Source organism: Auritidibacter sp. NML100628 (assembly GCF_003185985.1).
Classification (GTDB): domain Bacteria; phylum Actinomycetota; class Actinomycetes; order Actinomycetales; family Micrococcaceae; genus Auritidibacter; species Auritidibacter ignavus.
In genome coordinates this window covers 222062-248319 of sequence record NZ_QHLP01000001.1, presented here as the reverse complement: position 1 = coordinate 248319, position 26258 = coordinate 222062, and the positions used below count along the sequence as shown (strand labels likewise).

Annotated in this window: 23 protein-coding genes and 1 tRNA gene; 16 read left to right on the top strand and 8 right to left on the bottom strand. The window is 59.6% G+C overall.

The window, feature by feature from the left end:
- Positions 1 to 19: 19 nt before the first annotated feature.
- Complete coding sequence (locus tag DCC24_RS01205) at positions 20 to 454, bottom strand: YchJ family protein (protein WP_199223060.1); 435 nt, start codon at positions 452 to 454, stop codon at positions 20 to 22.
- Between the two features lie 94 nt (positions 455 to 548).
- Between DCC24_RS01205 and DCC24_RS01200 the strand changes: the two genes are divergently transcribed.
- From DCC24_RS01200 to DCC24_RS01150, 11 genes are all read left to right on the top strand, one after another.
- Positions 549 to 2030 carry an MFS transporter gene (locus DCC24_RS01200; protein ID WP_158524563.1) on the top strand — a complete coding sequence of 494 codons (1482 nt, stop codon included), beginning with the start codon at positions 549 to 551 and terminating at the stop codon, positions 2028 to 2030.
- Positions 2031 to 2283: 253 nt separating this feature from the next.
- A complete protein-coding gene (locus DCC24_RS01195; RefSeq protein ID WP_110098074.1) occupies positions 2284 to 2793 on the top strand; it encodes a MarR family winged helix-turn-helix transcriptional regulator in 510 nt (169 codons plus the stop codon).
- Positions 2794 to 3133: 340 nt separating this feature from the next.
- On the top strand, positions 3134 to 3370 hold the full coding sequence (gene rpmB / locus DCC24_RS01190; RefSeq protein WP_110098073.1) for a 50S ribosomal protein L28: 237 nt from the start codon (positions 3134 to 3136) through the stop codon (positions 3368 to 3370).
- A 1-nt stretch (position 3371) separates the two neighbouring features.
- The gene (gene rpmG / locus DCC24_RS01185; protein WP_110098072.1) at positions 3372 to 3539 is read left to right on the top strand and encodes a 50S ribosomal protein L33; all 168 of its coding nucleotides are present in this window, start codon (positions 3372 to 3374) and stop codon (positions 3537 to 3539) included.
- Positions 3540 to 3542: 3 nt separating this feature from the next.
- Complete coding sequence (gene rpsN / locus DCC24_RS01180) at positions 3543 to 3848, top strand: 30S ribosomal protein S14 (protein WP_110098071.1); 306 nt, start codon at positions 3543 to 3545, stop codon at positions 3846 to 3848.
- A 274-nt stretch (positions 3849 to 4122) separates the two neighbouring features.
- Positions 4123 to 5610, top strand: coding sequence for a Na+/H+ antiporter NhaC (gene nhaC / locus DCC24_RS01175; RefSeq protein WP_110098070.1), 1488 nt, complete (start codon positions 4123 to 4125; stop codon positions 5608 to 5610).
- Positions 5611 to 5815: 205 nt separating this feature from the next.
- Positions 5816 to 6100 carry an HU family DNA-binding protein gene (locus tag DCC24_RS01170; RefSeq protein WP_110098069.1) on the top strand — a complete coding sequence of 95 codons (285 nt, stop codon included), beginning with the start codon at positions 5816 to 5818 and terminating at the stop codon, positions 6098 to 6100.
- A gap of 189 nt (positions 6101 to 6289) precedes the next feature.
- Complete coding sequence (locus tag DCC24_RS01165) at positions 6290 to 7018, top strand: hypothetical protein (RefSeq protein WP_110098068.1); 729 nt, start codon at positions 6290 to 6292, stop codon at positions 7016 to 7018.
- Positions 7019 to 7109: 91 nt separating this feature from the next.
- Entirely contained in the window at positions 7110 to 7808 is a 699-nt protein-coding gene (locus DCC24_RS01160; protein ID WP_110098067.1) for a copper resistance CopC family protein, read from the top strand.
- A 46-nt stretch (positions 7809 to 7854) separates the two neighbouring features.
- The gene (locus tag DCC24_RS01155; protein ID WP_233491932.1) at positions 7855 to 10017 is read left to right on the top strand and encodes a cytochrome c oxidase assembly protein; all 2163 of its coding nucleotides are present in this window, start codon (positions 7855 to 7857) and stop codon (positions 10015 to 10017) included.
- A gap of 53 nt (positions 10018 to 10070) precedes the next feature.
- On the top strand, positions 10071 to 10910 hold the full coding sequence (locus DCC24_RS01150) for a hypothetical protein (RefSeq protein ID WP_110098066.1): 840 nt from the start codon (positions 10071 to 10073) through the stop codon (positions 10908 to 10910).
- A 154-nt stretch (positions 10911 to 11064) separates the two neighbouring features.
- Here the strand turns inward: DCC24_RS01150 and DCC24_RS01145 are convergent, their stop codons facing one another.
- Entirely contained in the window at positions 11065 to 11847 is a 783-nt protein-coding gene (locus DCC24_RS01145) for an L-threonylcarbamoyladenylate synthase (RefSeq protein WP_110098065.1), read from the bottom strand.
- A 163-nt stretch (positions 11848 to 12010) separates the two neighbouring features.
- Between DCC24_RS01145 and DCC24_RS01140 the strand changes: the two genes are divergently transcribed.
- A complete protein-coding gene (locus DCC24_RS01140; RefSeq protein WP_110098064.1) occupies positions 12011 to 14107 on the top strand; it encodes an NHL domain-containing thioredoxin family protein in 2097 nt (698 codons plus the stop codon).
- Positions 14108 to 14201: 94 nt separating this feature from the next.
- Positions 14202 to 14672: a flavodoxin domain-containing protein gene (locus DCC24_RS01135; protein WP_110098063.1), complete on the top strand. Its 471-nt coding sequence runs from the start codon at positions 14202 to 14204 to the stop codon at positions 14670 to 14672.
- Between the two features lie 26 nt (positions 14673 to 14698).
- Here DCC24_RS01135 and DCC24_RS01130 read toward each other — a convergent pair whose 3' ends face one another.
- The 4 genes from DCC24_RS01130 to pdxS all read right to left on the bottom strand — a co-directional run bounded on the left by DCC24_RS01130 (position 14699) and on the right by pdxS (position 19489).
- Complete coding sequence (locus DCC24_RS01130) at positions 14699 to 15853, bottom strand: hypothetical protein (RefSeq protein ID WP_146206243.1); 1155 nt, start codon at positions 15851 to 15853, stop codon at positions 14699 to 14701.
- An 85-nt stretch (positions 15854 to 15938) separates the two neighbouring features.
- Positions 15939 to 16922: an AEC family transporter gene (locus tag DCC24_RS01125; RefSeq protein WP_110098061.1), complete on the bottom strand. Its 984-nt coding sequence runs from the start codon at positions 16920 to 16922 to the stop codon at positions 15939 to 15941.
- 135 nt (positions 16923 to 17057) lie between these two features.
- Positions 17058 to 18365 carry an FAD-binding oxidoreductase gene (locus tag DCC24_RS01120; RefSeq protein WP_110098060.1) on the bottom strand — a complete coding sequence of 436 codons (1308 nt, stop codon included), beginning with the start codon at positions 18363 to 18365 and terminating at the stop codon, positions 17058 to 17060.
- 209 nt (positions 18366 to 18574) lie between these two features.
- Positions 18575 to 19489 (bottom strand): pyridoxal 5'-phosphate synthase lyase subunit PdxS, encoded by a 915-nt coding sequence (gene pdxS / locus DCC24_RS01115; protein ID WP_110098059.1) that lies wholly within the window; start codon positions 19487 to 19489, stop codon positions 18575 to 18577.
- 98 nt (positions 19490 to 19587) lie between these two features.
- Here pdxS and DCC24_RS01110 point away from each other — a divergent pair, with 98 nt between their 5' ends.
- The gene (locus DCC24_RS01110; RefSeq protein ID WP_146206242.1) at positions 19588 to 20979 is read left to right on the top strand and encodes a PLP-dependent aminotransferase family protein; all 1392 of its coding nucleotides are present in this window, start codon (positions 19588 to 19590) and stop codon (positions 20977 to 20979) included.
- Between the two features lie 107 nt (positions 20980 to 21086).
- On the opposite strand, the gene DCC24_RS01105 is transcribed toward DCC24_RS01110, so the two are convergent.
- Together DCC24_RS01105 and DCC24_RS01100 are read right to left on the bottom strand one after the other, a co-directional pair.
- Positions 21087 to 23402 (bottom strand): LamG-like jellyroll fold domain-containing protein, encoded by a 2316-nt coding sequence (locus DCC24_RS01105; protein ID WP_110098057.1) that lies wholly within the window; start codon positions 23400 to 23402, stop codon positions 21087 to 21089.
- A 678-nt stretch (positions 23403 to 24080) separates the two neighbouring features.
- Positions 24081 to 24151: transfer RNA gene (locus DCC24_RS01100), tRNA-Gly, on the bottom strand.
- A gap of 150 nt (positions 24152 to 24301) precedes the next feature.
- On the opposite strand from DCC24_RS01100, the gene dcd reads away from it, so the two are divergent.
- Positions 24302 to 24883 (top strand): dCTP deaminase, encoded by a 582-nt coding sequence (gene dcd, locus DCC24_RS01095; protein WP_110098056.1) that lies wholly within the window; start codon positions 24302 to 24304, stop codon positions 24881 to 24883.
- Between the two features lie 14 nt (positions 24884 to 24897).
- Complete coding sequence (locus DCC24_RS01090) at positions 24898 to 26250, top strand: MFS transporter (RefSeq protein ID WP_110098055.1); 1353 nt, start codon at positions 24898 to 24900, stop codon at positions 26248 to 26250.
- Positions 26251 to 26258: the final 8 nt, after the last annotated feature.

The following is a 26258-nucleotide window of genomic DNA, read 5'->3' as shown; positions in this document are numbered from 1 at the left end:
CTGGCTGAAGGTCGGGGATTCAGTGTTCGAAAATTTCGCCCTCAAGATACACCCAACACCCGGGGGTATCGTCAAGAGTTTGGCGGATAAATTGTGAGCGCTCATGCTGGATGATGCGACCTGCGTGAGTATCGCGGGAAAAAGCGATGAATTCCACGATTCCGGTCTCATCCTGAGACCCACCAGCAACCACGTCACGAATCCGCAATGCGGTATACCGCTGGCGAGGGTCCAAAACCACCTGCTCGGGGCGAGACTGACTGGCCCGGGTGCGCATCACATAGTCGCGGTCTGCCACGGCGAAAGCCGTGTAGCGAGACCGCATCAAGGCTTCAGCCGTGGGCGCATACCGCTCGCCACGTAACAACGGTATCCAGCACTGCTCGGCCACCCGCAAGCTGCCACATAGGCAGGCGGGCAGAGCGGGTTGTGGAGGCGTAGGCTCGTCGGTCACGATGAATCCAATCGGCGTAGGATAATCGGGTTATCACACTATTATCGGCGACGATCTGTCACGAACACCCCCTGAGACGAAGGAGCGTATTTCGGTGTCCGCCTCTGCCACTGGCACTACCGCACCGCGACAATCCCCCTGGTTAGCCTTTACCGTCTGCGCGGTCACCGCGATTTTGACGATCCTCGATCTGGTCAAGGTCAACGTGGTGTTGACACCTATTCGAGAAACCCTGGGCGCAACCACGACCGATAACCAGCTGATCGTCGCCGGATATGTGTTGGCCTTCGGAGTGGCCCTCGTTCCCGCCGGACGGCTGGGAGACACCTGGAACCGCAAATCAATGTTTTTGATCGGGCTGGTGACGTTCACCATCGCCTCGCTGGTAGCCATGCTGTCGATCTCATCGACCATGCTGGTTACCGCTCGCATTGTCCAGGGCATTGCAGCTGGCACCTTGATGCCCCAGGTCCTGGGCATCATTCAAAACTTATTCCAAGGCCAAGAACGTGGTAAAGCACTCGGATTCTTTGGGGCCAGCATTGGTTTGGGAACCTCCTTTGGCCCAGCGGTTGGTGGTCTATTTATTGGAGCGCTCGGGCCCGAACTCGGGTGGCGCTGGACATTCGGAATGAATGTTCCCCTGGTGATCATTGTGCTCCCACTGGCTATCTGGCTACTTCCCAAGGATCAGCCGCGCGATGTGCGCGACCGACAACTTGACCTGGTCGGCGTCGGGCTTCTGGCAGCCACTGTGTTATTCATGATGTTGCCCTTCGTGCTGACCAGTGGCACCGACCAAGACATCCCGGCCCGATGGTTGTTGCTAGTCCTCGGAGTTATCGCCGGTGCCGGATTCGTCATCTGGGAGTTTCGGTATAAGGCCCAGGGTAAATCACCGGTGCTCGATTTCGCGCTGTTCCGCTACAGCTCATATCGCTACGGCGTGATCATTACCAGCCTCTGGTTCGCTATGATGCCACCGCTGTTTCTGGTGATGACCCTCTACAACCAACAAGGTCTGGGTCACTCGGCGCTCGTGGTCGGGCTCATCACCGTGCCGTGGGCCGTGGTATCGGCTATCGCCGCAGCCTGGGTGGGGCGATATACGTTGCGCTACGCTCCTCAGCTGGTCTTCGCCGGTCTCATCCTGTTCATCATCGCGTTGCTGTCTCTGGCGCTGGGTGCCCGCATAGTCTCTGCTGAATACACACCACTGATTATGGCAATCATTATGGGTGTAGCTGGTATCGCTCCCGGTATCGTCATGTCAGCTAACCAGATGAGGAGCTTGATTGACGTGCCGTTGCCCCAAGCCGGCGTTGCTGGCTCCTTTTATCAGGTCGGCCAGCGGGTCGGCAATGCCATCGGTGTGGCCGTGGCCACCGCGGTGTTTTATAGCATGACCGCTCACCTGCCGGTGAATGCCGGAAAAGACGTTGAGGAGATCAGACCAGAAACTGCCCGAGAATACCTCAACGCATTCGATGTCTCGATCCTCGTTTTAGTGGTCTTCGGCCTCGTTGCTTTGTTCGTCGCCATCGTGGACTGGCGAGGCAGTAAAAGAACTGAATAATTACTGATAAGTACCTGAGAGAATTCACGGTAGTATTGATGAAACCCTGGCGTTTCTTCCCACTTCTGTGGTGTACTATTTCTCTGACTAAACTCATTCCCCTAGTCGACCGGAGATTACCAGAACCAATGCCAAAACCAGTGTCGGCTAAGGTATTCGTGAAACACAAGGTGTTCTACGTTTACAATTGTTTGTTCGCACTTTAAATACCCATCAAGGGCGAACTTTCGGGAAGGCAAGAGAGACAAGGAAGATGGCTCCACACCACTCACAAAGACGAAAAGCGCAGCTGACCCAGAAGGAAGCAGATATTTGGCGGCGCGCGGTAGCGGTTGTTATGACCGTGGGCCCGATGATCGAGACGGATCTTCAAAAAGCCGGTTCTCTGAGCTTCTTTGAGTTCCAAGTGTTGTCTGCTCTGCATGATGCAGACGGTGCGTTGACCATGTCGCAATTAGCCGAGCGGTGCAATTCCTCGTTGTCGCGCCTGTCTCACGTGGCCCGCAAGCTCGAAGAACGCGACGTGATTATCCGTACCCCAGCCACGAGCGATAAGCGTGTGACCATGGCTGAGCTGACTCCACAGGGTGAGAAGGAAGTGGAGAAGGTTCAGGGTCGTTACGCTGATTCGGTGCGTCGCCGGGTGTTGTCCGTGTTCGATGACGAAGATCTGGAAACGATTGACGACCTGTTCTCTCAGTTACTGGAAGAAATTGACCCCGATCACTGGTTGCTGGACTACGAGGATGAAGAAGACGACTGATCGCCCGATGTGATCAGCTCGTCCCGTGGTTAATTTGCCCGCAAGTAGCGAAACTCCTACAATAGAAGTTTGTTACGCGTCGTGCGAGTCCGCATCATGTACGTTGAGATGCGTCATGGTGTCCTCGCGCCGGAAAACGGCGGCGTTCCCTAAACTGGATCCCTGGTAAAACAGGGACTCACCGTCTTCACCCTAGCGATTAAGGGCACTTCGGTTGGTTCTCACCCAGCCTGGTTTACCTTCGGAAAGTCGCAGTAAGAGTGCGGTGTACACACTGGTGGCGGGATCCTCTTTCGGGTTCTGCCCGTCCTTTTACTAGTACTTAAATCGAGGAGTGATCATGGCAGCACATTGCCAGGTAACCGGAGCTGGGCCAGGTACTGGGTACCACGTGTCCCACTCGCACCGTCGTACCAAGCGCCGGTTCAATCCAAATATCCAAAAAAAGACCTACTTCGTGCCTTCGCTCGGCCGGAAGGTAACCCTGAATGTCTCGACCAAAGGCATCAAGGTGATCGACGCTCGCGGTATCGATGCTGTGGTCAACGATCTGATCGCCAAAGGAGTGAAGCTCTAAGATGGCAAAAGATAAGGGCCTGCGTCCCATTATTAAACTCAAGTCGACTGCCGGCACCGGCTTCACTTACGTGACCCGGAAGAACCGTCGGAATAACCCTGACCGGATTACGTTGAATAAGTACGATCCCGTTGTCCGTCAGCACGTAGAGTTTCGAGAGGAGCGCTGAGGTTTGGCTAAGAAATCCAAGATCGCCAAGAACGAGCAGCGTAAAGTTATTGCCGCCCGTTACGACGAGAAGCGCAAGCAGCTGAAAGCCACACTGGTTGACCCCAACGCCTCCGATGAGGCTCGTGAAGAAGCTCGCGTCGGCCTGCAGAAGCTTCCCCGTGATGCTTCGCCAGTTCGGGTTCGCAACCGCGACTCCATCGATGGCCGTCCCCGCGGTACCCTCCAGAAGTTCGGTATCTCCCGCGTTCGTTTTCGGGACATGGCACACCGAGGCGAGTTGCCCGGTATCACCAAGTCTTCCTGGTAAACATCAGTTCATGCCAGCTAGTTGCTAGTGCGAGCTGTTCCGCTCAGTCGCAGTCAGCCAGCACGATGACCCGTATGCACACCCGTGGGTGGCATACGGGTCATTGTCTTTTGTCGAGTTGTCTATCTCGATAGAGAACGATAACGGGGATGATTGTGCTGAGTAGATCTCTGCGCTAATGTGAGCCAAGACACAAAGCGTGGGTTTCCTGACCCAAGGAACTGGCGCCCTGACATTTCTGGCCGTCACCCCGGCCACCCGTCTAAGGAGACCGATGACAGAACATAAGCTTCCTGCGGTGCCAGTAGCCCTGCTGCCGATCGCGGTTTTGGTGGTGATGGCCCTGCTGTCGATTTCTGTGTGGGATATCGACATGGTGATCCCGTTGATGTCAGCCGTGATCGTCACTGTCGTGATCGGTAAAGCGCTGGGATATACCTGGCGAGAGCTGGAGCAGTCGATGGTCCGCGGCGTCAGTCGAGCACTGCCGGCCGTGTTCATCTTGTTTCTCATCGGTATGATTATCGGCACGTGGATCGAAGGTGGTCTGATCCCGACCATCATCTATTACGGTCTGACGGCCATCTGGCCGGTGGTTTTCCTTCCGCTGGCATGCCTGGTACCGGCCATCGTGTCGTTGGTGTTGGGGACTTCGCTGACCACCATCGCTACCGTCGGCATCGCCTTTATCGCGATTGGGCAGGGAATGGGCTTTCACCCAGCCCTGGTGGCCGGTGCCGTGATCTCCGGGGCCTTCTTCGGCGATAAGCTCTCCCCGCTGTCTGACACCACTAACTTGGCGGCCGCGATGGGCGGGGTTAAACTCTTCGACCACATCCGCCATATGCTGTGGGATACCATACCCGCTCTGGTGATTGCGCTGGCCATCTACGCGTTCATCGGCTGGCCGATGGGCGCCGAGGGGAGCGTGGGTGATGGCGAGGTGACAGAACTTCTCACGGCTTTAGACGCCGAGTTCGTGATTCACCCCTTGCTGTTGATTGTGCCCGTGATCGCCATTGGGCTGATGCTAATTCGGGTTCCGGCGCTCCTGACCCTGCTGATGGTGGCCCTTTTGGGGGCAGCCACGGCGTTAATCGTGCAGGGTAGCTCCCTGACCGAGGTCATGCAGTCGATGAGTGCTGGTATCGCCAGCGAAACTGGTGTGGAATTTATTGATTCTCTGCTCTCTCGGGGTGGTGTCGCCCAGATGCTGAGCACCATTGCCCTGGTCGTGGTCGCTACCGCCTTGGGCGGAATCTTGGAAAAAACCGGAGCCTTCAAATCGCTGGTGGGAACAGTGGTGCGCCGAGTCAAGCGCCCCGGTTCCATGGTCGCTACCTCGATGGGTGCCGGATTCACCGTGGCGATCTCCTCCGGTGAACAATACGTTTCCGTCCTGTTACCCGCACGCGCCTTCTTGGGCCCATACCAGAAGATGGGGTTGGCCCCGGTCAATCTCACCCGGGTGGCCGAGGCTGCTGGAACGGTCGGTATCAACCTCGTGCCCTGGTCCGTTCCCGCGGTCTTTGCAGCCGACGTTTTCGGCCTCTCGCCGCTGGAATTCATTCCCTTCGTGTTCTTTGCGATGCTCGTGCCGGTGATCAACTTGATCTATGCCTACACCGGATTCAGCATCAAACGCATCGACCCGCGCGATAACCCCACTGAGGTCATCCCTAGCTCCGATATTGATGTGAGCCAGTACCAAGATCTCAGCCCTGACACCCCGGGTTCGGCTTCCCACAAGCCGGCCAAATAGCCGAAGGAGGTACAAGACCGGTTGCAGACACTTCGCACGTGGAGAAAATGTCCACATGCTGAGAGATCGCGCAAAATTCGGCGTGAAACTCGAGTAATCGCGACGAAAACTGCGTGTTGGAGCCGAAATGATGGTAGTTTCACGTCAGGGAGCCCAGTCAGGTGCTGGGCGGATTTACCTAACAACCAAACGTCCAGGAGGACACATGGCTATGAATCGTAGTGAACTCGTTGCAGCTGTTGCAGAGCGTTCCGGAAACTCTGCCAGCGCCGTCAACGGCGTGTTGGACGCCGTTTTCGAGGTTTTCGCCTCGCAGGTTTCCAAGGGTGAAAAGATCACCATCCCTGGCTGGTTCTCTGTTGAGCGCACCGACCGCGCTGCTCGCACCGGACGCAACCCCCGCACCGGCGAAGCCATCGAGATTCCGGCAGGCCACGGTGTGAAGCTGTCCGCTGGGTCCAAGCTGAAGGCTGCTGCTTCCGGAGAGTAATCCTCCTCAGCATGTTGCGACAGGGCCTGGCTCTGTCGCGGTGCCTCCGCAGGCCGTCACAAATCCGTGGTGGACTGCGGGGGCATTATCGTGTGCGGTGGCCTAGAGTTCACGATGTCAGCCCTCTGGGTCAAGGAGTGGCAGAATAGGCAGAGACCGCACCACACTTCGAGCATGTAAGGGCCCACTGTGTCAGCCACGACCACTCTGATCGGAACCGGAGAAGCTCCGTTCCGCTCTCGTGGTGTGCCTGCACCCCGACACCACGGCCCGGCACGCCTGGCACGTGGCTGGCTGGTGGCAGCCGGCTCGGCCAGCGTGGCCACCGTGGCCCATGTGATGGCCCACGGACTGGCACACGGGCCCACCGGCTACGGGATCCTCGCCGAGCTGATGCAGTTGCTGATCTCACCGGTCTGGCTGTTGACCGTCGTACTCTGCGCCCCAATTGCGACCTTGCTGGCCGGTCGGCGTATCTCCGGGTGGGCGACCGCGGTGATCCTGACCTTCGGCCAGATCATTTTTCACGGCGCCTCCACCCTGATCACCGCAGCTGCGGGCACCACCGTGACTGGCGTGGTCGCCCCGGGACACCCTGACCACCACGTCACCGGTATTATCGTCAACTCCGCCGAGACCGGTGCCGTGCCGTCGGCGGGCTCCGCGATGTTGATGGCCCACCTGATGGCGGCGCTATTCACCACCGCGCTCATCGTCCACGGACAGCGGATCTGTCTGATCATGATCGACCGCACGGTGGTCGTCGTACCCCGCCGAATCTTCTCCTATACCGGGCTGGGCGTGGTGCCACAGCTACAGCCCCGGATACCTCGTAGCGCGCCGCGCTGGTGGATCCATCCCTGCGAGGCCTTATTCTCCTGGCACACTCGCGGACCACCGACTCAACCTTGTCTCTAAACCACCTCACCGGCCGAGCCGGCTCTTTGGCGCGGCCAGAATCACTAATTTTCAACGTTGTCACAACGTGTACAGACAAGGATGATGTATCGTGAACACCGCACTTGCCCTTGCACGCCATAGCGTGCGCATGACCACCATGATCACCGGCCTATTCATGGCCGTCATTCTCAGCTTCGGTATGGCACTGAGCCTGTCGGCGCCTGCCCAAGCCCACGATGTCCTCACCGAGACCACTCCGGCCGATGGTGAAGAAACCAGCACCACTCCCGATGAGGTGCGCCTGACCTTCTCTGGCCAGCCCACTGAGGGGGCCAACCTCGCTAATCTGATTACCGTCTCGGACGCAGACGGTCAGGAATGGCAGACCGGTGAAGTCTCGGTCGAAGGCTATGACATCGCCGTCGATGTCTGCCCCGGGCTGCCTGCCGGCGACTACGAGATCAGCTACCGGGTGATCTACTCCGATGGGCACACCGGCGAAGACACCATGAGCTTCACCAATGCTGATCCCAACGCCCCGGAGTCCGGCGACCCCGCGAAAGACTGCGATGGGGCCGCTGAGGAACCCACCGAGGAAGCCTCCAGCGAAGTCAGCGAGGAAGGCACCCAAACGGCGGAAGCCAACACGGCCACCCAAACTGGCGAGAACACCGAGGAAGCCTCCATCTTTACCTCCTGGGTGTTCTGGGCGATCGTCGCGGCTGTTGTCTTGGTGGTTGTCATTGTCGTGGCATTGATTATGCGTGCCGGCCGTGGCAACTCGCCCGAGGCCGATACCAAGCGCTAACACCTTGCTGATCCAGCCCCCAGTGGGCAGAAAGTGACCGGTTACCGTGAAGACCATCGAGAAAACTCCGAGCACCGCCCGGGTGCGACAGTCGAGCGTGGGTATGCCCGCTTGGGTATGGCCGGTTGCGATCGTGCTCGGGGGACTCACCGTGGTGGTAGCTGGTCTCGCCGCTGGGGTCACCGGAGTCCAACAACTCTCTGACCCCGGTGGCCTAACCCGCTGGGGGCTGCCGATCACCAAAGTCATACACTCGCTGGCCTGGGCAACCACCGTTGGTGCGCTCGTGTTCGCCTGCGCCATCCTGCCGCGCTGGGCTGGTCCCAGCTACCAAATCCGCCGGGCCGTGCACCGGGGAGAGACAGTAGACCTCAACGAGCATCCGGCCTATACCCGCGTGATGCTCATCGCCTCCATCTCTTCGGTCATCTGGACCGTGAGCGCGCTGAGCCAGTTGGTATTCACCTACTCCGACATGGCCGGGATGCCGCTCAATGCCTCACCAGAGTTCTCCATCGGCCTGGTGGACTTCGTGCTCTCGATCGCGGTGGGCCGGGCCTGGTTCGCCATGACCCTCATCGCAGCGGTGGTGACCTCGCTGATTTTTGGACTTCGAGGTGCCACCTCGATGGCCTTCACCGCCGTGCTGGCCCTGATCGGTATCGTCCCCATGGCGCTGATCGGGCACTCCTCCTCTGGAGATGACCACTTCGCTGCCGTGAACTCGATCGGACTACACTTGCTTGGCGTGTTGCTGTGGGTGGGAGGGCTACTTGTCCTCGGTCTGAGCGCCACCACTCTGATCGGCCACGACCGCGCCCGCGAGACCGCCGGTTCCGGGGTGGCTGACCAGCCCCTGGTTTACGTGGTGTTGGCCCGCTTCTCCGTGCTGGCCGCCCTGTCGATCATGACCGTGGCCCTGTCCGGGGTGATCAACGCCGACATTCGGATGAACAGCATCAACGAGTTGGCACTACCCTACGGGGTGCTGATCGTGGCCAAGTTCCTCATCACGGTGCTTCTCGCCCTGGTTGGGTTCGCCCACCGTCAGGTCGTGATTCCGCAGTTGAAAACCGGTTCAGCTGAACCCGGCCCCGGGGCCAAGCGACTGTTGTGGCGACTGATCGGGGTCGAAGTGGTGCTGATGGTCGTGATAACTACCGTGGCGGTGATCCTGGCCCGGACCGAGCCTCCCAAGCCCGAAGAAGAACCCCCAGAAGCCTCCCCGGCGCGGTTGCTGACCGGTTATGAGCTTCCGCCCGAGCTGACCTTTGACCGCTGGTTCACCGAATGGCGGCTGAACTGGTTGTGGGTGGCCATCATCGTGTTCTTGGCCCTGTGGTACCTGAGGGCCTTCCTGCGGCTACGTCGTCGTGGCGATAACTGGCCGGTGTTACGGCTAGTGTCCTTCATGTCCGGACTCGTGGTGCTGATGTGGGTCACTTCCGGGGCCCCGGCAGTGTACGGGATGATTTTGTTCTCCGCCCACATGGTCGCCCACATGACCCTGACCATGATCGCCCCACTTTTCATGGTGTTGGGTGCGCCCATCACCCTAGCCATGCGCTCACTACCGGCTCGAGCTGATGGCACCCGCGGGCCCCGAGAATGGATGTTGTGGCTGTTGCAATCCTGGTGGGCGAAGCTGGTGACCCACCCGATCTTTGCTGCTATCAACTTTGCCGGTTCCATCCTGATCTTCTACTACACGCCATTCTTCGGATTCGCGTTGGACCAGCACATCGGCCACGAACTGATGAACTTCCACTTCTTGATCACCGGCTTCATTTTTGCCTCGGTGATGGTCGGGATTGATCCGTTGCCACACCGCCCCAACTACCCGCTACGACTGGTGTTGCTGTTGGCCACCATGGTCTTCCACGCCTTCATCGGGGTGGCGATGACCGGATCGGAATCCTTGCTGGAAGCCGAATGGTTTTCTGCGATTGGACGCGACTGGGGTCCTTCGGCCATCGCAGACCAACAGATCGGTGGCGCGATCATGTGGGGCATCGGTGAATTCCCCACAGTGATTATGGCTATTATTACCGTGGTCCAGTGGCGTCGGTATGATCTGGCTGTGGCTGCCCGCCGGGATCGTCGCGCCGACCGAGACGGCGATGCTGAATTGCAGGCCTGGAACCAGATGTATGCGCAGATGGCGACCGAGGATGAGTACTACGCAGACAGCTCGTCACGACACCAATAGCGGCACGTACGCCAGATAAACCATTCACCAGACCACGAGAAGGAGATCACCAGATGGCCACCACACCAATTGCTCCTGCCAATGCTCCCACGCTACTGGGTGTTAGTCTGGCCGGGCTGATGGTCGTTACCGGGTGCTCTTCAGAACCAGCTGACCCCGAACCGTCGGGAACCGAGGTAGCCACCGACGCTCACAGGGGCGTGGAAGCTCTGCTGGATCCACAGGCCCGCCCGGATCAGCACGGGGTCGGTGCCGGTGCCCAACGTGCGGCCTCCTTCGGCTTCGACCGTCAAATCGTGGCCACCGACGACGAAATCTCCACCGCCCGCGACGAAGCCAACGAGAGACAAGATCAAGCCGAAGCCACCCAAGTCAGTCCCAGCTCGTGTCAACAAGCCATCGCGAAGATGGACTGGTCGCCACTGCTGGCGGACTCCGAACAGATCACCCGCCTGGATTTTGGAACCGAGACCTTCAACGGGGCCGGGACCATCGAAATCGCCGGTCTAGACGCCGAGCGGGGCGGTGGCGCGCAGGCCCAGGAGCAACTGGACGCCTACCAGGCCACCGTCGAGGAGCTCACCGGGGACTGCTCCGAGGTTGACTTGGACATCCCCTCCGGGGAGACCACCCTGACCTATACGATGCGCTCTGAAGCCGTGGAGCCAGACCAGGGCAGCGGGCTGCTGTGGTCCCGCGTTCCCCGGGGATCAGCAACCCAACAACACGGTGAAGCAGTCACTGCCCTGGTGCTGACCACCGAACACGATGGGTACGCGGTGATGGTCTCTTTCGCCGGTGACAGCGAGGTGTCCTCCGAGGAGTTCCACACCATGGCCGATGAGATCCTGGAGGCGACCCTGTCGGGGATCGACGGTGAGGTCAACTCCTAGAAATCCTTCCAGACATACATCAGGCCGCCCGGAATATCCGGACGGCCCAACGTCGTGCTGTGAATGATGAGTCACCGATAGCTTAGCGACCGAGCAGAATGTGAGCGAATTATGACGTGAAGCTCAGCTTCTACTCAGTATGCCAGTCTCGGCTTTAGTAGTAATGGCCCTGGCGGAAGTCCCAAGACAGGAAATGATCCGACAGGTTACGCAAAATCTGGTCCAGGTAGACACCTTTGCGAATGAGCATCGGAGCCGGAGTGACATCGCGCTCGCCCTTCTGCTCGGGCACCAGGGTTCCCTGATCATCGACGAAGGACACCATCACGCCCTGCTCCCACCGGGTCTCCACGGTGGCATCGGGCTGGATGGAGGCCACGTAATCATCGGCCTCAATGATCAGATCCACACCCTGTTCGATGCGTTCGCCGATCCCCGACACCAAGCCACGGTTACCCTGGCCGGAAGGATTCGCCGAGGACGCGAAGACTAGCTCGCCGTCTTCTTCCCACCGGGCCCGGGCAATCTGCTCACCGGGCTTGCCAAAGGCCATCACAAAACACGAGGTGCCACGACCGTCGATGACCAGCTCTTCAGCACCGGCGGGAATATAACGCTTGGCCTCGTGCTTCCAGGGCAGAATGCAGCCCATCAGGACATCTTGTTCTTCGTGCGTGCGGTAGAAGGCCTCCACCTCGTCGTTGAGCTCGGCCAATTCCGTGATCTGGTCGACCGAACCGCACAGCACCACGGCCGGCTTATTGCGCTTGCGCTGTTTGAGGTCGAATTTGCGCTCGAGCCCTCCAAGATCCGAGGTCATCACAATATAACCAACTTTGGTGGGGGAGACGATGGCCTTCCCGCCGGCCCGCATCAGCGCCAGGCCCTCACTGTTGAGCTCACCGTCCCAATGGACCATCGGTGCTTTCTCGGACATGGATGGGTACTCCTTCGACTCGGAGGTTATCTGGGTCACGACCCAAGTGTAGCCAGGCCCCGCCACCGCCTTGAGTAACACGCCACCCGGTGATCACTATGTGAGATAACGAAGCGTGAAATGCTCCGAGCTGAACGTCTCCGTTATCAGGGAGAATAGATCTATGGCAGATTCTTTCTCACAGACACCAGACCACCCCGAGACCTCAGCTTCTGCATCAGGTTCTACACCAGCTCCGGCCCCGCGCATTCGCGCCTCCGAGCTGATGGGTGAAACGTGGTTCAATACCGGTGGGGAACCGTTGGATGTGGCCAGCCTGCGTGGCAAGATTGTGTTGCTGGATTTCTGGAGTTTCTGTTGTATCAACTGCTTGCACGTCTTAGACGAGCTCCGACCCCTGGAAGAGAAATTCTCCGACGTGCTGGTCACTGTCGGGGTGCACTCGCCGAAATTCGATTACGAAGGGGAGACCTCCGCGGTGGCAGCGGCTATTGAGCGCTACGAGATTAACCATCCGGTGGTCAACGACCCGGCGCTACACACCTGGCAAGCCTATTCGGCCCGCGCTTGGCCGACCCTGGTGGTGGTAGATCCCGAAGGCTATATTGTCGGCCACTTATCCGGTGAAGGCCAAGTGAACGGACTCTTTTCACTGGTGGAAGAACTCGTCGATATCCATGACGCCAAAGGCACCCTGCACCGCGGTGACGGTCCATTCGTTGCACCAGCCCCTGCTACACGTCAGCTCCGGTTCCCGGGCAAGGCGACCGCGCTGGGGACCCGTGGGTCCCAACCGGGCTCTTTTCTGGTCTCCGACTCCGGACACCACCGCCTGGTGGAACTCGCCGGGGATTTGACCACCGTGCTGGCCGTCTACGGCGGAAACGGCAGCGGTGACCCCCTGCCATTGGACGCCACTGACCGAGACCTGATGGGCCAGCGCGGGGACGCCGATGGTGATGCGGCCACCGCTCTGTTCAGTGAACCCGGTGGCACCACGTTGTTGCCAGCAGAACTTGCCGCCCGGGTGGGGTATGACGTGGTGGTCGCTGATACCGTCAACCACCGATTGCGGAGTCTGAATCTGACCACCGGCGAGGTCGGCACTCTGGCCGGTAACGGCATCCAGCGTCTGATCGACTCCGAACGCGCCAAACAGCCCAGCGACCACGTCCAGCTGGGCGCGCTGAGTACCGACGCTACGGAGACCTCACTGTCCTCGCCGTGGGATGTGCTGTGGGTGGACGAGCTCAACACCGTGCTGATCGCCATGGCGGGAACCCACCAGATTTTCTCCTTCGACCCCGATACGGCGGTGCTGGGGTTGTTTGCCGGAACCGGTTTGGAGGGTCTGACCGATGGTCCGGCCGGTACCGCTTGGTTTGCCCAGTCCTCCGGGCTGGCTACCGGCCGAGCCGGCACCGTGTGGGTGGCCGACTCAGAGTCCTCGGCGTTGCGTGAACTCCACGTCAGCGACCCTGACCAGATCAGCGTGTCTAGCCCCATCGGTCTTGGCCTGTTTGACTTCGGGTACCGGGACGGTGCGCCTGGTCAGGCTCGACTACAGCACCCATTGGGTGTGGCCGGACTACCGGATGGCTCGGTGTTGATCGCCGATACCTACAATCACGCGGTGCGTCGTTACGCCCCGGAGCACACCAACCCGGATGGAACCACCGCCGAGGCCACGGTTGCCACGGTGGCTCGCAATCTCCACGAGCCCTCCGATGTGCTCGTGGAATATAACGCTCAGGGGCAGGCGGTGTCGATTGTGGTGGTCGAGACCAACGCCCACCAGCTGGTCCGGATCGCAGTGCCCGAACAATACCTCAGCGTCGATGAGGGGGCGATGACGACCCAGCGACCCACCACCCGGATTGCCGCCGGCGAGCTGGAGCTGACCGTGGGCTTCACCGCCCCGGCCGGGCAGAAACTCGATGACCGGTGGGGGGATCCCACCCAGCTGACGATCTCCTCCTCTCCGGAGGAGTTGCTCGTGGAGGGCACCGGCTCCCAGACCGGGCTACAGCGACAAGTGCAGATCAACCCGGACATCACCTCCGGGGTGCTACACATTACCGCCCGAGCTGCGGCCTGTGATGGCCAGCCCGGCGAACCGATCCCCGATGCGGCCGCCTGTCATCTCTACCAGCAGGACTGGGGAATCCCCGTTGAGGTCGCGAGCGCTGAGAAAGCCGGGCAGAATGACGCAACGCCGGTGCACCGTCGCCTGGATTTGGACCTGCGCGGGATTCACTGACCTGCCTGCTCAGCGCTGACCAAACCTGCACGAATTGCCCGTATTTCACTAGACTGTCACCGACAGTCCTGATCCCCTCCGGAGGTATCCCACTATGGCCACCATCGTCACCTGCGATTCCAGGCATCACTCCACTCGCGAGATAGCGGACTACATTGTGGAAGTGTTGCGTACCACCAACGGCTCGGCCGCGGTCTTCGCAGAGCTGGACGAGGTCGGCAACAACATTGACAACATCGACGCGCTGGTGGTGTTGGCCCCGATTTACCAGGGTAAGTTCTCCGAGGTTGCCAGCCGTGTGATCCTGGCCAATCAGGCCGAGCTGGCCCGTAAGTCGCTGTTCGTGGCCGCGGTCGGCATCGCTGAGCAGTTGCCCCAGGACGTCTCCGATGTGCTCACCAGCTACCGGCCCCGCGAACTCGGCTACTTCCGTGGCAAAATTGACCCCTCGGTGCTGTCTGGGGCCGAAAAGCGTCACGTGGACGAATCCGAATACGGGGACTTTCGTGACTGGGATGCTATCAAGCGCTGGGCCCAGACCATCGGCAACCGCGGAGCCAACTAAACCGACAGGGTGACCTGTCAGCCAGGTTATTGCCAGTGCAGGGTCACCTCGATGTGCTCGGGGGTGAGTCGGAGGTCAGCCTCGAGCGTGAACGGCTGCTGGTACTCGGTCCGAGACTGCTCGCCGGTGCCCACATCGATTTCATCCACTTCCAGCTGGGCGATGGCTTCAATGCGATCGATGCCGGGTGAGCCCGGTTCGTCGGTGTACATGACTTCGGGACTATCGAGCAGAGACCACTCAATACTGTCCGGGTCTACCCGGTTGGCCGTGCTGTAACCGAACGGGCACCCGCTCGGTTGGAGCACCTGTTGGTCGGTGCAGTGGGTAAGTTCCTGAGAGACTTCTTCGTGAACTTTCTCGGTGACCTGTTCGGTGAGTTCCAGATCTAGTTCCAGTGTCTGAGTCTGATCGGCAAACGGCGGGGTATTGTCGGTGAGAGTGTGGGTGACCGATTGGTCAGCGGCCACATAGGTACCGTGATAGTCCACGGTCAGCTGAGCCGGAACGAAGGTGGCGACCGGGGTGGAGAGGTGCTGTTCGCTGGCCTCACCGAGTAGCGGAACCTCCGCGGAGTTGATGGTTCCGGTGGGGTGGTCGATCCGGGAACCAGCGGGGAACCCGTCACTGGCCACGTGCACCTCGTGCAAGGGCAACGGGTGCATCTGCCAGCGGTCAAAAACCAGCCAGTCACGACCGTGGCGGTCCACGACGAAAAGAGTCGGGTCCTGTTGCTGGTCGTAGCTGAGCCGCACCACGGTTTGGTGGAGGTCATCGCGTCGAAACTCGGCTGGTATCTCGGCGTCGGAATCCACCTCGATGGTGGGCTCACCCAAACCGGCTTGGGTATCGATGAGGGGCTGGCCGTCTAACAGGGCGGTGGAAACACCTCGTGGATTATCTCCGGAATCAACAGGTTCCCCGTCTTCATCGGTGAGATACGCCTGTGAGAGTTCCATTGCCGTGGCCCCGTCCCCATTGGCGAGCGCCTTCAGGTACTGCTTGACGGGTTGGGTTGCCGAGAACACGGTGGCGTTGAGCGCCACAACGGCTACCGCCCCGGCGACCAGCACTGCTCCGGCAGCCGCTAACCACCACCATCCGGCTCGGGAGGGCTTCGAATGAGGACGGTAGCCTGCGTGAGGGCTAGACGGTGTGGGTGCGGTGGAGTGCGAGCTCACGAGTGATGGTCTTTCCAGGAAGTGACAGGTGTAGAGGTGCCGGTGTTGTGGTCTCTGGCTGTAATGGCCGGAAGCTCGTTCAGGACTAGGCCAGTAGCACCGCAATCAGGATCGTGGCCGGGATGGCTGCGATGGTGGTGATGAAAACGGTGTCTCTGGAGACCACGATACCGGTGTTGTACCGGCTGGCGGCGACAAACACATTCTGGGCGGTCGGTAAGGAGGCTAGGACCACGGCGGTGAAGACGTGGACGGGATCCATGCCAAAGACAAATTGGGCCAGTACCCAGGCCAAAGCCGGGTGGAGCACCAGTTTCAGCGCAGAGCCGATCAACACGGCACTGCGACGACGGCTGTCTTTCTCGAGGGGTTTGGAGCCCACCAAGGACAGGCCAAAGGCGAGCAACATCGCTGGGATGGAGGCCCCGGCGATCAGCGTGATCGATTCGTCGATCGGGCCGGGGAAGTGGATGTCAGTGAGAGCGGAGATGATGCCCAGGCCCGAACCAATAATCATCGGGTTTTTCACGATGCTGACGAGCATTCGTGCCATGACGGTGAGAAATCCGGTGGGGCGTACCTTGCGTGGGGCTGTGGAGGACCGATCGGTACGCTGTTCGCGGTCAGTGAGTGTGTCCAGTACCAGCACGTAGATGGGGGTGTAGATGGCGAGCTGGAACAGGATCACCGGAGCAGACCAGGCGGGGTTGCCCAGCACGTAGGCCGAGATCGGGATGCCGAGGTTGGCGGAATTGACCATGGAGGATGACATGCCCCCTATGAAGCGTTCTGACCAGGTGCCGGCGGGAATCACGAAGCGGGAGATCACCAGGTAGACCACCAGGACGGTGAATGCCGAAATGGCGGCGACCCACAGTTGGGGGCCGAGAATCACCGAGATATCGGATTCCGACAGGGTTTTGAATAGCAACGCGGGGTTGGCGACGAAGAAAGCGGTGCGAGACAGCACCTGCTGGGCTTGGGGGCCGAGCACCCTGGTTTTCCCTACCAGGTAGCCGACGAGGATAATCACCCAAATGACGGTGAACCCAGAGATCACCTCGGCCACGAAAAAATCGCCCTCCCGCTCGTGTATCGTGTCGTTGTCAACTGTTCCAGCGCGTGGTGCGCTGACCTTAGTTTAGACCAGCGTTTGCTACATCTACGGAGCGGGAGGGCGTTCGGCCTGGGCCGAGGGAGGTGTTTAGAGCGCGAAGGGGCGCATATTCAGGGTCTTGCCGGCGACCTCAGGGGCTTGGCCGGCAATGATCTGAGACACGACCTCACCGGTCACCGGGCCGAGGGACAACCCGTGCATATTGTGGCCGGTAGCCACAATGACGCGCGGGGCATCCGGCAGAGCTGAGATGATTGGCAGACCGGTCGGTGTCATCGGACGAGGCCCGGACCACTCTTCGGTGCGGGGCAGGTTGCCCACCCCTTGCATGAAGGCGGCGGCCTCTCGGTGCAGGTGCTTCATCCGCGAGTTCTTGAGCTCAACGGTGTTGCGGGAGAAATCCATCAAGCCCACCACGCGCAGGTGGCCAGACATGGGAACACCGATGGTTTTGTAGTCCAGGGAAGACACGAGGTTCTTCGGCAGGATCTCGGGGTCGACCCGGAAGGAGTAGCCCACACCGGAGGTCACATGAGCGGACTTCATGACGTCCAATCCGGGGATCTCGGTGAGCGAAGACCAGGCGCCGATGGCCACCACAGCACGGTCGAACTCCACGGTTTCTTCCCGCTGAGACGAAGACCCTGCCGAATCACCTCCGAAGGATACGGTGGCAGTACCGTCCGAGATAGTGGTCAAGGTGGCGTGTTCGTGGATGGTGACCGACGACTTGCGCAACCAGCCGATCAACGAGTCGACAAAGATGTCCGGGTCCAAGAACCGTTCTGTTTCGGCCACGAATCCGGCACGCACCGAGGTTTTCAGGAAGGGCTCGTAGTCGTGAAGTTCGTCATCGAGCATGATCGGGCCCGGCTCGGGCGTGCCCAAATGGCGAGCCCGTGCCGCCTGGGCATCCCGGGCATCACGCAGTGCGTCGACGGAGTTGTGGGTGTTGAGGAAGCCGGTGCCACCACCGCCTAAGTCGATACCGTCTGTGGCCATAGAATCGAACGCGGCGATCATGCCGTTGACCAGCTGGTCCAAGTCCCGGGTGTTCCGTCGGACTGCTGCCGGAGTGCAGTTGGACATGAAGCCCAGACCGAAAGCAGACAACCACGGCAGAGCGGTGGGGTCAATCGACAAATAGTGCCTATTGGATGCCACGCCCCGGAAGATCTCCTTTAACTGCTTCGGCTCGGGCATGGGCAACACCTGCAGGGGCGTGACTTCACCGGCGTTACCACGGGCTGCGCCGGAGCCCAACGTCTCGTGATCAAAAAGTGTGACCTTATGTCCCGCGCGGGTGAGCTCAAAGGCGGTGCACAGGCCGATAAGACCGGCCCCAAAAACGGCGACATCCACGGAACGGGGTGTTGATGTAGCTGATTCAGCCATGAAAGACTTCAACCTCTCGTGCTCAGTGAGTGAAACCACCTCGTTGTTGTTTCACTCGTACCAGGTACCAGTTCTTCCACCATAGAACACCCACACCACCACCAGGGATGATCCGGGTGAGATGACCTGACACGGCACATCGGACCGGAGAGCCATTAGTGACTCCGGTCCGATGTGAGCAGTGCCAGGGTGCAATGGTGGTGAGGTTTTTACCAGCCACGTTCGGCTAAACGGTGCGGAGCCGGTAGGTCGGCGACGTTAATGCCGACCATGGCTTCACCCAGTCCGCGAGAGACCTCAGCAATCACAGAAGGGTCGTTGTAGTTCTGAACGGCCTTGACGATCGCTTGGGCGCGAGCCTCAGGGGTGCCGGACTTGAAGATCCCGGATCCGACGAAGACGCCGTCAGCGCCGAGCTGCATCATGAAGGCAGCATCGGCAGGAGTGGAGACCCCGCCGGCGACCAACAGCGGAACCGGCAATTTGCCGGTGGCGGCGACTTCTTGGACCAGGCTCAACGGAGCCTGCAGGTCCTTGGCTGCCGCGTAGAGTTCTACCTCAGGCAGGGCGGCCACCTGGGCAATTTCTCCGCTGATCTTGCGGATGTGTTTGGTGGCTTCGGAAACATCACCGGTGCCGGCTTCCCCCTTCGAACGGATCATCGCTGCTCCCTCAGCGATTCGACGAAGGGCTTCACCCAGGTTGGTGGCACCGCAGACGAACGGGGTCTTGAACTGGTGTTTATCAATGTGGTGGGAGTAGTCAGCGGGGCTGAGGACCTCGGACTCGTCAATGAAGTCGATTCCTAAATACTCCAGAACCTGAGCCTCAACCTGGTGACCGATACGCGCCTTGGCCATCACTGGGATGTCGACGGCTTCGATGATGCCGGTAATCAAGTCGGGATCCGACATGCGGGCTACGCCACCTTCGGCGCGAATATCGGCCGGGACGCGTTCCAAGGCCATGACGGAGCTGGCTCCTGCGTTGGCGGCGATGGTGGCCTGTTCGGGGGTGACGACGTCCATGATGACGCCACCGATGAACTGGTCAGCCAGGCCTCGGCGGACAGTGGCGGACGAAAAGGTCTGAGCATGGTGCTGTGTGGTGTTAATGTCAGTCATGATTCCTTACTGTAGGACCGTTACCGGACCAATCGTAGGTCCAGTTTTGTGTCAATTTTTCAGACCAGTTTGCGGGAAGGCGCTTAGACTGGGTGGTGATGACAGCCTTCCCGAGCCTGCAGATCGCATCCGATACCGCTGAATCCATCCCAGTTCAGCTCACCCGGCAACTGCGTGATCTCATCCTGTCCGGGGTGCTTCGCGCCTCCGATAAATTGCCCTCGACCCGACAGTTGGCTGGGGATCTGAACATCTCTCGTGGAAGCGTCGTGAGCGCCTATGAACAACTCGTTGCGGAAGGCTACTGCGCGAGCAGGCAAGGGGCCGGTACGGTGGTGCATCCGGATTTGCCACCGATGCCGGCCCGGCAGGTTGGTGCCGGGACCCAGCCTTCACAGCCGACGCTCCATCACATCTTGCCGCTGACTCCCGGCGTGACCCTCAGCGAGCTGTCGCACCGGCGCAGTTGGATACAAGCCTGGCGACAAGCGGCGCACGCTGCACCGGTCGGCGTGCACGGAGATCCGGGATTGCGCCATGCGCTCGCGGAATATCTGCGGTTGTCTCGAGCCACCGTTGTCGATCCTGACCGTTTGTTCGTCAGTGGTGGGGCTCGAGAAGGTCTCCTTTTGGTTTTGGCTGCCCTGGAAGACCGGCCCCGTCTCGGCGTGGAATCCCCGGGCTATGCTTCCCTACATCACCTGGCGGCGCGTTTCGGAGCTGAACTGACCGGGCTGGAGGTAGACCAGCAGGGGCTGGTCACCTCCCGGCTGCCCGACAACCTCGACGCGGTGATCGTCACGCCAAGTCACCAATATCCCTCCGGGGCATCTCTTCCGCTACAACGTCGTCTCGAACTGGTGGAATGGGCTCGTGCCACCGGGTCCTGGGTCATCGAGGACGACTACGACGCTGCGTTGCGCTACACCGGGGAACCGCTACCGCTGTTGAGTTCCTTGGACTCTGAACGGGTGGTGACCTTGGGATCGTTTTCCTCGACAGCTCCACAAGCGCTAGGTGGAGGCTTCGTGGTGGCTGGAAGTGGGCTGGCCGAAGAACTTCGGCGTGCCCGCCAAGATATTGGTCCTGCTCTAGGGTCCGGTATTCAAACCATCTGGCGGATTTTGCTCGATAGCGGAGAGTACTCTCGCGATCTGGCGCACCAGCGAAACCGAGCCATGAGACGCCGTGAGATCCTCGGGGCAGAACTACCTGTTACTGCCACCATGGACGAGCGACATGGTGGCAGTAACGCCATGGTTTACCTGGACGATGGTCTGCCCCTTACCTCTCTGGAGCTGACCGAACAATTCCGTCGCGCGCACCTAGGGGCGGTGGTGGACCCAGAGTACTGGAGCATTTCCGACCACAGAGGCAAGCCTTTACACGCCGATGTGTCCTCCAATATGGTGTTGGTCGGTCTCGGGGGAGGTCGTGATGAGAACTTTCACCAAGCCTGCCACGCCTTTGGGCAGATCCTGCGGGGATGAGGGCGACATGACGCTCTAATCACAGAGAAGGCGTCAGGCTACGGAGCAAGGGCTCCGTAGCCTGACGCTGATGAGATCACCGCGGTGACCTCACACGGGGGTGGCTTTTAGGAGACGTTACGACGACGCAATACCACCGTCAAAATGATTCCCAGAGCAATCGCAACAACACCTGCTCCAATGAGCCAGAACACGTTGGCACCGGTTCGGGCTAGATTGTCGCTAGTTGCTACCTCTTCAGTTGCGTCGGCCTCAGGTGATTCTGTCGCTAGGGACTCGGCGCTGGTTGGTTCAGCGGTCGGCTCAGTGGTGCTGTCGGTGGGTTGTTCGGACGGAGTGTCACTGTCACTGGGCTCTAGGGTTGGTTGTCCAGTACTGTTGGTGGGTTCTTCAGCGGGTTCCTTGGTGCCTTCAGATGGCTCCTCCGAGGGCTCCTCGCTCGGAGCAGGCGCCGAGGTTGCGGCGCGTGCCGTCAACCACTGGCGCTCTTCAAGGGGTTTGGTGACCAGACGCGTTTCGCCAACGCAACCGTTCCATCCGTCGGTCAGCTCCTCGCCCCATAGGCCAGCTCCCAGAATCCAGGGTTTGCCGTCATCGTGCTGAATACCGGTGGCGTTGATGACGTTACGCAGAATCGGTGCACCATCGACATACATCGTCACGGTTTGCTCAACCGGGTCATTGACCACAGCCACGTGGACCCACTCAGCTTTGGGTACTTCGTGGGACCAATTCGATGAGCTGTCGAGCTGGTTGGACATGGAAGACCACTGCAACTCCTGCAGATCGGAGAATGCCAGGTTGACGGGCATGTCCATGCCACCGCCTTGGGTGATGTTGTTACGCTCGCCCATGCGGCCGAACGCCGTCATGGAAGGGTTTCGGTCGGCAGACCAGGTTTCGTCGACGCGAATGAAGGTTTCGGCGGTATAACCGTTGTCGAAGGTTTCGCTGTTGATCGTAGCGTCATCGTCGGTGGTGAAGTAATTCAGTCGTGAGACGTCACGTCCACCAAAGTGCTTATCGGCGTTAGCAAAACACACCGCGGCACCGTCAGAGGACAGCGGGTGCGTGCTTTTGCTAAGGGTGACATCTAATTCTGTTGCCCCATTAATGCCTCTTTGACGGGTGAAGTGCTGGTCAGCGGTGATATCGGGAATAACGCCCCCAATACCAATGACGCTGCCATCTTCCTGATCGATGTCACCGGGTCGCCAGTGCGCCACCGTACCGTCAACCTCGGGATAGTCGTTCCGGTTGTCTGGCAGATCTGCTTCTCCCGGCTCATAGGGGACGTAGCCTTGAGAAACCAACGACACCGCGCGGTCAGCCAGAGGTTGCTCGTCGGGGGTGCCAGCGGTGAAATCAGGATTGAATCCTGCAAACCTCTCTGAAAAATCGAAGTCGAGGGTCCAGCTATCCGGTTCATCAGGAAGCAAGAGGTCGTCGAACGATGTCAGCGTCTCGTACGGCTTCACACTGACCCAGGGCGAAAACGCCTCGAGCTGGAGACGGTTATTGGTCAGGTCGAATTCCAGCACGCCCATCAAACCGTTGCCACCCTGGTAGGCCATCTGGTAGTCCATTAAGATGTCCACGACATCGTGGCCGGCATTGTTCTGCTGAACCCGGTAACCGGCACCGTGATTATGACCGGAGAGGGTCATAAAGATCTGATCGTGGTCAGCAATGAGAGTGTTCCAGAGGTGCTGACCGTACTCCGTATCGGTGACCTGGGTGCGTTCTTCGTCGAGTCCCAAGTACTCGTGGGTGGTCAGGATTGTTGGCAAATCTGGGTGTTGGTCGAGGACTTCAGATGCCCACTCCAACGTGGCATCATCAGCGTGATACATCAGGGCGAGGACCAAAAACTTTTGGCCTTCAGCTTCGAAAATGTGGTATTCGCTGTGTTCGTCCGGGGAGCGTCCGGCGAAAGTTTCCTGTTCAGCTGCGCGAGAGGTGGGGAAATGATCGAGATAGGGGGTTGACCCGTCAGAAGTCAGATCATGGTTGCCCGGAAGAACAGAATATGGAACGTTGGCATCTTCCAGGTTTTTCATCGCCGCGTCTGCGACGTCCCATTCTGCAGGAACATGGGCCTGGTCTACCACGTCGCCCAAATGGGTGACCAGTGGCATGTTGAGTTCATTGGCGTGCTCGGCCAACCATGCGGTCTGGACATCGTAGGGTTCGGACCCAAAACGGGCGTTGAATAGGTCTCCCGTTTCCTCAGTGGCGTAGCGTGAGTAAAACTGGGTGTCGGGAAGGATCCCGAGACTAAAGCGGGAAGCCAGGTCTTCGGACGCTGGTTCCTCAGAGGTGGTGGCGGTGGCGTGCGGAATGGCGATCAGGGACGCAGCGACAATGCTGATGCTTGCGCCGGCTACTGTCAGCCAGCGAGGCAACGCGTGATTCAACGGCACAGTACTCCTTAGGTGTGAGTAATTTTTGGGTACGTGTGCACTGTGGTCCGGGTACGTAAATACGAGGTAACGCCGGCCCTCCGAACACCGGAACTCTGATAAAACTCCTTGTCAGGCCGATGTGGTTTTGGTCATTGTGGACCTTGCATTGTGCGGTGCGGCCGTTAGCACGAGGTGCGAACAGCGGTGCTTCAAGCCCGGTCATTGGTTGAACGCGACACCGTCAGCGACTCTTCATCCCAGTGTCGAGTTCACGGATGGTATGCGCCACGAGGATCGGTCTGGACGTGATGAGTGTTTGTACATCCCGAAATTCCGGTAGTCCACTGGCGAGCAAAAGCCCCGGGCCAGGATGCGTCGGTGCCTCGATCAGTTCGTGATTTGCTCGTCAAACATCGCGTAGCATCGCGAAGAACTGATCAGCGACACCCCGCATTTATCGGGGTTCGGGTGTATCGAGCGACCCGGGGGATTGGTTGTCATTTCTAACTGCCCCGGAAAAGTTCCGGAACAAAAGTCCCGGCCACCTCGCCACCGGCAGGGACAACATGGTCGGCATAACCTTATTGTGAAGGGCGCAGGGCTCTCCGGGCCATCAATCGCTGTGGGTACCTATCGCGTCCGAGCAGATCTACCGCATTTTTTCTGCGTGCCCGGTGGCGACGGGAACGTTGAACGAGCGGGCGACGGGAATCGAACCCGCGTATCTTGCTTGGGAAGCAAGCGCTCTACCATTGAGCTACGCCCGCAGATCTCACATCAGAGACATATAGAGGGTACCAGATGTTGCCTTTCGATGTGCCATCACCCCGGTGTGGCAAAACCTGACATTGACCCGTGATATTGACATTGACACGTGCCATTAAGTCTGAAGTTGCTAACTGAGATAGGTTAGATTCGTGCTTCTCTCTGATCGCGATATTAAGGCCTCCTTGGATTCTGGCCGTATTCAACTCGATCCGCTGGACCGTGACATGGTCCAGCCGGCCAGTATTGATGTGCGCTTGGACCGATTCTTTCGTCTCTTTGATAATCACCGCAATGTGCACATCGATCCCTCGGTAGAGCAACCAGATCTGACCCGTTTGGTCAGCGTAGACCCGGATGAGCCGTTCATTTTGCACCCGGGGGAGTTTGTGCTGGGTGCGACCTACGAGCAAGTCACGCTCGCCCACGACGTGGCAGCGCGACTCGAAGGGAAGTCGTCACTGGGACGGCTCGGGCTGCTCACGCACTCCACCGCCGGATTTATCGACCCGGGCTTTTCCGGTCATATCACCTTGGAACTGTCCAATATGGCCACCCTTCCGATTAAGCTTTGGCCGGGGTCAAAGATTGGCCAACTGTGCTTCTTCAACCTCTCCTCGCCGGCCGAGGAGCCCTACGGTTCCGGCGGAAATCTCAACCGTTACCAAGGTCAGCGTGGGCCGACCGCGTCGCGGAGCCATCTGAATTTCTACCGCACCACGATCGAACGCTGACAGGATTCCAGACCATGAGCTCCGCCAGCCTCCAACACGTTCCTGACGGGTCCCGCCAAACGTCGCGGCGTCTGCGTGTGGTGGCGTGGTCGCTGTGGGATTGGGGGTCGGCGGCCTTCAATGCCGTGATGGTGACCTTCGTCTTCGGCACGTATCTGAGCTCTGAGGTTTTCGGTCCCGATGGCAGAGGCACCTCGTGGTTGGCAGCCGGCAACGCGGTCGCCGGCGCACTAATTGCGGTGACCGCACCGGTGATTGGCCAGCGGGGCGACCGCGGCGGGAAACGAACGCTCTGGTTAGGCATGAACACAGCGCTCGTGGTGGCGTGTATGGCGAGCTGTTTCTTCGTCCAACCGCAGGAAACCTACCTGGTGCTGGGAGTCATTCTGCTCTCAGCCGGCAACGTGTTCTTCGAATACGCCGAAGTCCACTACAACGCGATGCTGGTCGATATTTCCACGCCGTCCACGATCGGACGCATCTCGGGTATTGGCTGGGCTTGCGGATACCTCGGTGGAATAGTGCTTTTGGGTCTGCTCTACCTGGGCTTCATTTCCGAGGGGCCACACTGGTTCGGGGTCCCTGATGAGCAGATGCTCAACATTCGTATCGTGGCAGTCATCGCGGCCGGGTGGTTTCTCCTGTTTTCCTTGCCTGTGCTCTTCGCTCAACGGCGTGGCGTCGGGGCTGACCTCACCAACTCGGCTGAGTCGGCTCAGAAGAACGCACACGAACCCTCTCCTAGCGTGGTGGAATCCTACCGCCAACTCTGGGGCACTCTGGTGCGTATGTGGCGTGAAGACCGCAACACCTTAGCTTTCCTGATCTCCTCGGCGGTCTTTCGCGACGGCACCGGTGCAATCTTCGCCTACGGCGCAGTCTTGGGCACCACGGTCTATGGCATCAGCGCCAGCGACGTGTTGCTGTTCGGTATTGGCGCCAATGTTGTCGCAGCCATCGGCGCTTTTTCCGGAGGGTTCCTGGATGACAAGCTCGGGCCTAAGTGGGTCATCTGGATCTCACTGGCCGGTCTCTTGGTCTTGGCCGGAACGATTTTCTTCCTCGACGGTGCGGGAGCGTTCTGGGGCGGTGGACTATTGCTGTGTTTCTTCGTGGGCCCGGTGCAGTCGGCATCCCGCGGTTTTCTGGGAAGACTGGTGACTCCTGACACGGCCGGTGAAATCTACGGGTTATACGCCACCACCGGGCGGTCGGTTTCCTTCCTCTCACCCGCACTCATCACTTTGTTCGTCGGGATCGTGGGAGACTCCCGCGCCATGATTCCTGCCATCATGCTGGTTCTGCTAGCCGGAGCCTTGTTGCTGATTTCGGTCCGGGATCCGAAGGTGACTTCACGGACCCTGTGAAATTTTTC

What these genes read in the sequence shown, in the direction of transcription:
- DCC24_RS01195 (WP_110098074.1), top strand. Translation starts at nt 2,284, where the DNA reads ATGGCTCCACACCACTCACAAAGACGAAAAGCGCAGCTGACCCAGAAG.
- rpmB (WP_110098073.1), top strand. Translation starts at nt 3,134, where the DNA reads ATGGCAGCACATTGCCAGGTAACCGGAGCTGGGCCAGGTACTGGGTAC.
- rpmG (WP_110098072.1), top strand. Translation starts at nt 3,372, where the DNA reads ATGGCAAAAGATAAGGGCCTGCGTCCCATTATTAAACTCAAGTCGACT.
- nhaC (WP_110098070.1), top strand. Translation starts at nt 4,123, where the DNA reads ATGACAGAACATAAGCTTCCTGCGGTGCCAGTAGCCCTGCTGCCGATC.
- DCC24_RS01170 (WP_110098069.1), top strand. Translation starts at nt 5,816, where the DNA reads ATGGCTATGAATCGTAGTGAACTCGTTGCAGCTGTTGCAGAGCGTTCC.
- DCC24_RS01150 (WP_110098066.1), top strand. Translation starts at nt 10,071, where the DNA reads ATGGCCACCACACCAATTGCTCCTGCCAATGCTCCCACGCTACTGGGT.
- DCC24_RS01145 (WP_110098065.1), bottom strand. Translation starts at nt 11,847, where the DNA reads ATGTCCGAGAAAGCACCGATGGTCCATTGGGACGGTGAGCTCAACAGT.
- DCC24_RS01140 (WP_110098064.1), top strand. Translation starts at nt 12,011, where the DNA reads ATGGCAGATTCTTTCTCACAGACACCAGACCACCCCGAGACCTCAGCT.
- DCC24_RS01135 (WP_110098063.1), top strand. Translation starts at nt 14,202, where the DNA reads ATGGCCACCATCGTCACCTGCGATTCCAGGCATCACTCCACTCGCGAG.
- DCC24_RS01120 (WP_110098060.1), bottom strand. Translation starts at nt 18,365, where the DNA reads ATGGCTGAATCAGCTACATCAACACCCCGTTCCGTGGATGTCGCCGTT.
- pdxS (WP_110098059.1), bottom strand. Translation starts at nt 19,489, where the DNA reads ATGACTGACATTAACACCACACAGCACCATGCTCAGACCTTTTCGTCC.
- DCC24_RS01110 (WP_146206242.1), top strand. Translation starts at nt 19,588, where the DNA reads ATGACAGCCTTCCCGAGCCTGCAGATCGCATCCGATACCGCTGAATCC.
- DCC24_RS01090 (WP_110098055.1), top strand. Translation starts at nt 24,898, where the DNA reads ATGAGCTCCGCCAGCCTCCAACACGTTCCTGACGGGTCCCGCCAAACG.